This window comes from Candidatus Borrarchaeum sp. (assembly GCF_019058535.1).
GTDB classification, from domain to species: domain Archaea; phylum Asgardarchaeota; class Sifarchaeia; order Borrarchaeales; family Borrarchaeaceae; genus Borrarchaeum; species Borrarchaeum weybense.
Genome location: NZ_JAHPYX010000200.1, coordinates 1 through 7196 on the forward strand (window position 1 = coordinate 1; position 7196 = coordinate 7196).

6 protein-coding genes are annotated in these 7196 nt (G+C 30.9%); 3 read left to right on the top strand and 3 right to left on the bottom strand.

What is annotated here, in order from left to right; translation table 11 throughout:
• Positions 1-90 precede the first annotated feature (90 nt).
• Both QVB70_RS12320 and QVB70_RS12325 read left to right on the top strand, forming a co-directional pair.
• Positions 91-1209 (top strand): glycosyltransferase family 4 protein, encoded by a 1119-nt coding sequence (locus QVB70_RS12320; RefSeq protein WP_287586678.1) that lies wholly within the window; start codon positions 91-93, stop codon positions 1207-1209.
• Between the two features lie 40 nt (positions 1210-1249).
• Positions 1250-2434, top strand: coding sequence for a glycosyltransferase family 4 protein (locus QVB70_RS12325; protein WP_287586681.1), 1185 nt, complete (start codon positions 1250-1252; stop codon positions 2432-2434).
• A 79-nt stretch (positions 2435-2513) separates the two neighbouring features.
• Here QVB70_RS12325 and QVB70_RS12330 read toward each other — a convergent pair whose 3' ends face one another.
• A complete protein-coding gene (locus QVB70_RS12330) occupies positions 2514-3692 on the bottom strand; it encodes a glycosyltransferase family 4 protein (protein WP_287586683.1) in 1179 nt (392 codons plus the stop codon).
• A gap of 149 nt (positions 3693-3841) precedes the next feature.
• Here QVB70_RS12330 and QVB70_RS12335 point away from each other — a divergent pair, with 149 nt between their 5' ends.
• The gene (locus tag QVB70_RS12335; protein ID WP_287586685.1) at positions 3842-5350 is read left to right on the top strand and encodes a lipopolysaccharide biosynthesis protein; all 1509 of its coding nucleotides are present in this window, start codon (positions 3842-3844) and stop codon (positions 5348-5350) included.
• Between the two features lie 41 nt (positions 5351-5391).
• Here QVB70_RS12335 and QVB70_RS12340 read toward each other — a convergent pair whose 3' ends face one another.
• Positions 5392-6747, bottom strand: a complete 1356-nt coding sequence (locus QVB70_RS12340; protein ID WP_287586687.1) for a hypothetical protein — start codon at positions 6745-6747, stop codon at positions 5392-5394.
• A 118-nt stretch (positions 6748-6865) separates the two neighbouring features.
• The coding region (locus QVB70_RS12345; RefSeq protein ID WP_287586689.1) for a hypothetical protein at positions 6866-7196 on the bottom strand (331 nt) is incomplete at its 5' end.

The window sequence follows — 7196 nt, forward strand, 5'->3', positions numbered from 1 at the left end:
CCTTAAGTCTATGAAAAAATCCCATATGTGATTCTTAAGATGTAGTATAAATGATAAAAAATGAGATTGATAAAAATAGAGAGGAATTCTTTGAAAAAATTGAATGTGTCTTTTATTAGCTGTTGGTATCCTAATATTGGAGTTTCTGATTACACTTGCGAACTTATGAGCGCACTTCAGGAACTAAAAGAGATTGAAAAGATTAAAATTGTTTCAGGTAGTTGTTGGTGTGAAGCTAGAGTGAATAAAGCTTCAAAGCAGGGATGCAATTCTTGGTATCCATCAGCATGGGAGAAAATATTCAAATTCTTCTTTAGAAAGTATTATAATCTGCCAAATAGTATTTTGCGGGCAATTTGGACGAATTTCAAAACTTTAAATAGTGATATTGTCCACTATCAACTATGTGCAGGTAGTTTTGGATTTATTAGTCTTTTATCTTTTCTTCTTCTTCCGAAAAAAGCAAAAAAAGTTGTTACTCTACATGAAATTGTATTTAGCAATAGATTTTCTAAAATACTAAAACCTATAATTGAGAAAATTGATGCAGTCATCGTACATACGGATTTTTCTAAGAAAAAATTAATTCAGATTTTCCCTTATTTAGAAAGTAAGATTAGAATAATCTATCATGGAGTTAAGATCCCCGAACTTAAACATTACCTAAGGGACAAAATAACCTTTTTTGGTCCGCCTGTTGAATCTAGAGGCATTTATATTCTTTTAAATGCTATGACAATTTTAAATGAAAAAAACACGCCTATTACTCTTCATATTTATGGCCCTGTGCTCAATTTTGAAAGGAAAGAAATAATGAATTATGCTGAAAAGAACAAGATTACTGAAAATATTGTATTTGGTGGAGAATTATCTGAGAATATATTTTTTCAAAAATTACAGAAAAGTAAAATTTTGATCGTGCCCCGTCTTGAAGCACATGCTAGTAGTACTATAATAAAAGCAATGGCTTGTGAAACACCTATTATAGCCACCAACATTGGAGGTATTCCTGAATATCTTGGAAACGCAGGTATCTTGATTCCACCTAATAATGCGGAGGTTTTAGCTGATACAATACAAAAACTGAATGCTGATGAAAAAACTAGAAAAAAAATTGGTATTTCAGGCCGGAAACGAGCCAAGAGAATTTTTCAATGGAGTAAAATTGCTGAAAAAACTCTAAAATTATATAGATGTCTAATGTTGTGAAAATAAGGAGAGGAAATTTGTAAAAATGTTGAGAATTTGCATGAATGGAATGATATCACTGCCGATTCCTCCAAAATTTGGTGGAGGAACTGAGCAAATGATATACGATTTAGCAAAGTATCTTTCTCAAAAAGACCTTGAAATTCATATAGTTGTAAGTCAGAAAAATAAAAAGATCATACAAGATAAGCAAATTTTCTCATATCATGGAATTCCTTATAATAAAGATACTTTTCATTTTCCTAAGGCTTGTTTACAATATCCAATTACATTTCCAAGTTTTTTACTTTTGGATGCAAAATATAATTTCGATTTATTTCATATTTTTCATGGATGGTCTCCTTTGTGTATGAAATTAACAGCCAAAATGAGATCAAAACCTTATGTTTTTTCAGAATTTAATCATTATCCATGGCTGCAATTAGGAGATGCCGCAAAACTACATATCAAAATAGCTTCAATGATTTCAAAATCTGCTGCAGCGGTCATAACGCCAAGCGAGATCATTCGGCAGAAAATCATCGAGAATGTAAAAGGGATTAATCCAAATACGGTCAAAATGATTCCCCATGCTATCGATACTATGAAGTTTAATCCGACGATTAATGGAAATATTATAAGAGAACGATTTAAAATAAACGATAAACCTCTAATACTTTCTGTTGGAAGACTTGACCCACATAAAGGAGCGAAAAATATCATTATGGCATTTAAATCTGTTAAGAAAGTTATTCCTGATGCGATTTTAATGTTTGTTGGACCAAAATTGGAGAGTTTTCATCATACTTTCGAATGCAAACATTCAAAGTTCTATATCTATTTATCCAAATTAATTTCCAAGAATAAACTATCGGATAGTATTATTTTTACTGGTGTTGTTCCGAGACAAGAACTTCCCTATTATTTTGCAGCTTCAGACATTTTTGTGTTGCCTTCAAAAATGGAAGCATTCGGAGTTGTTTTTATTGAAGCAATGTCTTCAGGTAAACCCGTTGTTACAAGTAATCTTCCTCCGATGAACACTCTTATTGATGATGCGAGTGGCATATTGATTAATCCCGATGACTATGATCAATTATCAAAATCAATTATATATCTACTAAATGAACCCAAATTAGCTAAAAAGAAGGGAATGGCGGGAAGGGCTAAAGTTGAGAAAATATATAATTGGGATTTTGTTTCTGAACAATATCTTGAAATCTATAAAGAAATATCCAATAAATAAGTTCAGAAGTTCACTTAAGCGGATTCTGATTATTTAAGGGACGCAGAAGATTATTAATTAAAAATAGACAACAATTTTGTTATTTTAGAAGTGAAATAAAAAGTGCTTCATATTTTCGTGAAATATTTCTCCAATCATATTTTTGAACGAATTCCAAAGCATTCTGGGCAATTTTATATTTTAAATTCTCATCCTTCCATAAATCTTCTACGATTTTTAAAATAGAAATAGGATTTAAGTCAGTTAAAAATCCATTTTCAGAATTTTTAATTAATTCTTCGAAGGCAGGCAGTTCTGACGCAATTACCGGCTTTCCAGCAGCCATTGCCTCAAGGATTGGCAATCCAAATGTTTCTTTTCTTGAAGGAAATATGCAAATATCTCCACCTTTATATAAAGGAATAATATCATGCAAAGGCAGTTTTCCGTATAGAAATATGTCTAATTTTCTGAGTTTACTTACTTTTTGCCTACTAAGACAATGATGACCCACAAGATGTAATTCAGCTTCAGGAAATTTCATTTTGATTTTTTGAAATGCGATTAGTAATATATCTATGCCTTTTCTCTTTTCAAAATAGCCAACATTTACGATTGATGGTTTTCCATTCAATAATATAGTTTTAGATTCTTTAAAACTTCTAATATCAACACCATTTGGAATAGTAACCATTTTTTTCGATATAAACCCTTCTCTTTTTAAATTATCTAATAGGAATTTACTGGGAGCCACAACAGCATCTAAATATCTCCATGCAACACGAAAAGCGAATAATCTCAATCTTTTTAAAATGGATGAGAATTTTTTTCTTTTTAAGGCAAAATTTGTGCTTAATACAGGCGTATCGTGGCAGGTATAGATTATGTATACTGAACGAAAAATCTTAGCTAAGACAGGATATAAAAAAGATAGATCTGAAAAACCAAAAGCATGAAAATGAATAATTTCGTAATCTTTCGACAAAATAAGTTTAAGATTTTTCGGGATGTTTCTTAATGTTTTTAAAATTAAGTTTTTGATATCGGTAGGGCAGAGAGCATACATTGATTTTGTATAAATTGGTATTAGTTCAACATTTTTCAATTTTGTTTTTTCTAGAATTGGTTTCAACTTTTTTCTTGTGTTTGTAGGGATGTTCATTAGGACTGTTATTTTATGCCCTAATTCGCCCAACTGCTTAACAAGATTATATGTAACAGTTGCAATACCTCCAATTGCGAAAGGAGCAACGGTTGTATTGCATACTAGAATTTTCATGTTTATCCTCTTTAAAGAATTAACAAATATTCTTCATGGAACTTAGTTAAAAAATATCGACTAAAAATGGTTTGTTCTTTTTCTTAAAAGCAATATGATTTTAAATATGATAGCTTCTTCTGATTTTCAAAAAGGAAGTAAGATTTTTAATGACAGAAGAATCAGCAGTTGATATTTTAGACGATTTAAATAAATTTGGGACTAAAATATCTCGCTTTTCTTCAATAATTTTAATAACCAGATTTTTTATATACGTTGAGTCTTTTATTGCACTTAAAATCTTTTCTAATGTACTATCAACAACTGAATATGGTTTTTATTCATTTAGTATAGTTTTTGCTAACACATTTGTTCTCATATTTACTTCTTTTTTTACTGATGGTATTTCTAGATATGTGATAAGTTATGAGGAAAGTAACGAGTACAAGAAAACCCGTGACATTATATTTACTGGTTTAATTTTTCTTTTTTTTCTTGAATTAGCTGCTTGGTCGATAGTTATTGTTTTGAACTTTCTCAACATTAGAGTATTTAATCATCCTCAATATCTTGCTCTTTTAATTGCTATATCTCTCTTTGGACTAATAAGTTCATTAAACGCAATTTTTTCTAATGTTATTAAAGCTCGTCAAATGTTAAGATGGTATATTGCCTTTGAACTTTTATCAGTATTTTTAGGTCTTATTGTGGGACTTGTTTTTGTGTTCATGTTTGCAATGAGAGAGCTAGGAATTTTTATTGGGTTGATAATTGGTAATTTTTGTTCATTCCTTGCTTTTCTTATTTATTTTTTGTTAAAATCTGGGTCAGGCAGTATTTCTATAGACCAATTAAGAAAAATTACAAAATTTGGAATTCCAAGCGTGAGCATGTTAATTGTTGGATCCATTCATGATTTTATAATGAATTATATAATTCTCTTGTTTGTTTCTGCAGAATCAGTTGCCTTTTTTGCAATTGGGAGTACAGTTGCTGGTCTTTTCAATCTTCCCTTTATTGGATTACAGGCTGCATTTCCAGTGATAGTTACTCAAATGTGGGAACAAAAGAAAGAAGAGCAGTTAAAAGTTTTTACTGCAAAATTGGTTCGATTGTTAATTGCATTGGGTTTCCTCGTTGTTATACTCCTTTATGCAGTATCACCTTTCTTAATTGTATTTGTAAGCAACGTAAACTACTTACCAGCTTTGATTATTATCCCATTTTATCTCCCTGCGCTTTTTTTTGGACTTATAACAACTATAATTAATACTTCCTGTTATGTTAGGGAAAGAATGGAAATCGTTGCTAAGTCATACATAATTGCACATCTTTCTTCGATGGTTTTTTTCGTATTAATTCCTTTCTTGGAATTAGTTGGCGCTGGTATCGCTGCTGTAGCATTTAGCATAATATACTTAGGATTGTCCTATAAGAATACAAAAGAACTTTTTCAAATAAAATATGAAACAGCCAAGATTCTTTGGACAATCTTTTCCGGTCTTTTATGTGTAGGATGTTATTTAATATTAGAATATCTTTTCATATTTAATTCTATATTAAATATTATCATTTCTTTGACTCTCTATGTCATTCTCATAATATTTTCAAAAGCTGTTGAAATTATTGAGATTAAATTTATTACTAAGACATTATTTAGAATGATAAAATCTTCTTAGTTGCTTCAAGTTTGAACTCAATTGAGTAGTAATTCAAGCAACTAGCAGCGAAATGATTGAATAATTTCTCTTACTCGGGCAATAATTTTTCTAGGAAAGATTTTAGGCCTTCCAAGGGAATATTTTGACTTCTTAGGAAATAAAAAATTCAGTTTAAACTTGTTTTCCTTTTCTTGAATGACTGAAATGTTTTCTTGCGTTTCAATTAGAATAAAGTTATTCTTACACCTCGATATAAGAGTGGGAAATGATTTCTCAGTTATTTTTTCAAACTCAGGGATTTTTCTAGACAGCATAGAAAATAATCTGAAAACCATTGTATTCCAACCTGCGACATGAAGGTTATCTTTCCAGTTCGTTTCATATTCTGTAGTACTTTTTTCTTTATTCTTAAAGTTTATTCCGATAGATGTTCTAAATCCTCCATTGTAATCCAGACCACGTTTAATAAATTCAATGTGTTTTGAAACACTAAACTTTCCACCAAATTCGTTTAATAATAATAATGCTCTAACAACTTCTGCTGAGCCTGCAATCCAAATAGGATATTTTGACTTAATCCATTTATTTTCTACAAATGAAAAATCGTGAGCAAAGCCGCCTTCTCGAAGTGCCATTTTTTCTAAGAACTTCCCTACCAACATTGCGGCATCTAAGTAACGTTCATCGGTTATTGATCGGTAAAGCAATATCAAGGCAGGAATACATCTTGCATTATAGAAACTCATAACAAATGGCGTCTTGCTATTTGCACTTTGGTAGATCCCACCAAAAATCGGTTCATTTTCATTAAGAATTTGTTGAGTTAGTATAAAATCCCCTGCGGGGATGACAAATCTTCGAAGTAAATTTGCATTACTGGAAAGCTCATAATGTTTAATCAATGCTTCAATCGTTGTTGCGATTTTATTAGGCACAAAGAAGTCTGTTCTTGTAGAATTTTTAAACGCCTTAACGCTTTTGTCAAATAATCGACTTAAGTGAAATGTTTTCAAATTTCTATCAGCAACAAAGAAATACTTCTTCCACTTTTTCCTCTCTGTTTTCAAGATTTTTGCCAACTCAAGTAAACCAATATCTACTGCAGCTTCGTGAGGTGTCCCTCCGCAGCCTGGATTTGCCTCAAATTTTGAATTTCGAAAAGATGAATTCCTAAGTTGACTTACAATGATGTCTTGAGCAACATTTTCAGCCTTTCTTAACCAGATCGTCGTATCTGATTTTTTAAAAAATGTAATGAGCCCTGTCAACAATCCTTCATATCTCCAATCTATTCCAGGTCCAATGTATTCCAAACTATCTTTCCAATAATGGACTACTGGCCCACCATAACCGCCTTTTTGATACATTGTTTCAAGCCATGCTAAATTGCTGGTCAATATGTCAGAGTAATCCATCTAGATTCCTCGAATTTTTTGATACTAGCATTTGACGATACCTTGAAGTTCTAGGATTGCCATGAGATTAATAATTAAAGTATTGAAACTTTTCTGATTTATTATAAAACAAATCCGTCTAAATTATTGAGTTATTAGGAAAGATACGTTTAATCGTCCCTTTTACTTTCAACAAGCGTAATAATAAATTGAGATTACCCTTTTGAAGTATTGTACTTATAATATCCCCCATTTTTTCAAATGAAATAATACCGGCCTTTTTTATTCTGCTAATACCTTCAAGTCGTATTTGATTTAAAAATAAACTAACACGATCTGCTAATTGTTTGGACTTAAACTCTGTTGTCTTAATCATTGGCTTTGGATTATAGAAATTATCAGCAAGTAAATAGTTTTTTGGTGTTGGATCAAAGGCAAAGAGGTTATTTTCTTTACACTCTGTGAATAAA

Excerpts from the sequence above, each read along its gene's own strand:
- QVB70_RS12330 (WP_287586683.1), bottom strand. The coding sequence starts at position 3,692 with ATGAAAATTCTAGTATGCAATACAACCGTTGCTCCTTTCGCAATTGGA.
- QVB70_RS12335 (WP_287586685.1), top strand. The coding sequence starts at position 3,842 with ATGACAGAAGAATCAGCAGTTGATATTTTAGACGATTTAAATAAATTT.
- QVB70_RS12325 (WP_287586681.1), top strand. The coding sequence starts at position 1,250 with ATGAATGGAATGATATCACTGCCGATTCCTCCAAAATTTGGTGGAGGA.
- QVB70_RS12340 (WP_287586687.1), bottom strand. The coding sequence starts at position 6,747 with ATGGATTACTCTGACATATTGACCAGCAATTTAGCATGGCTTGAAACA.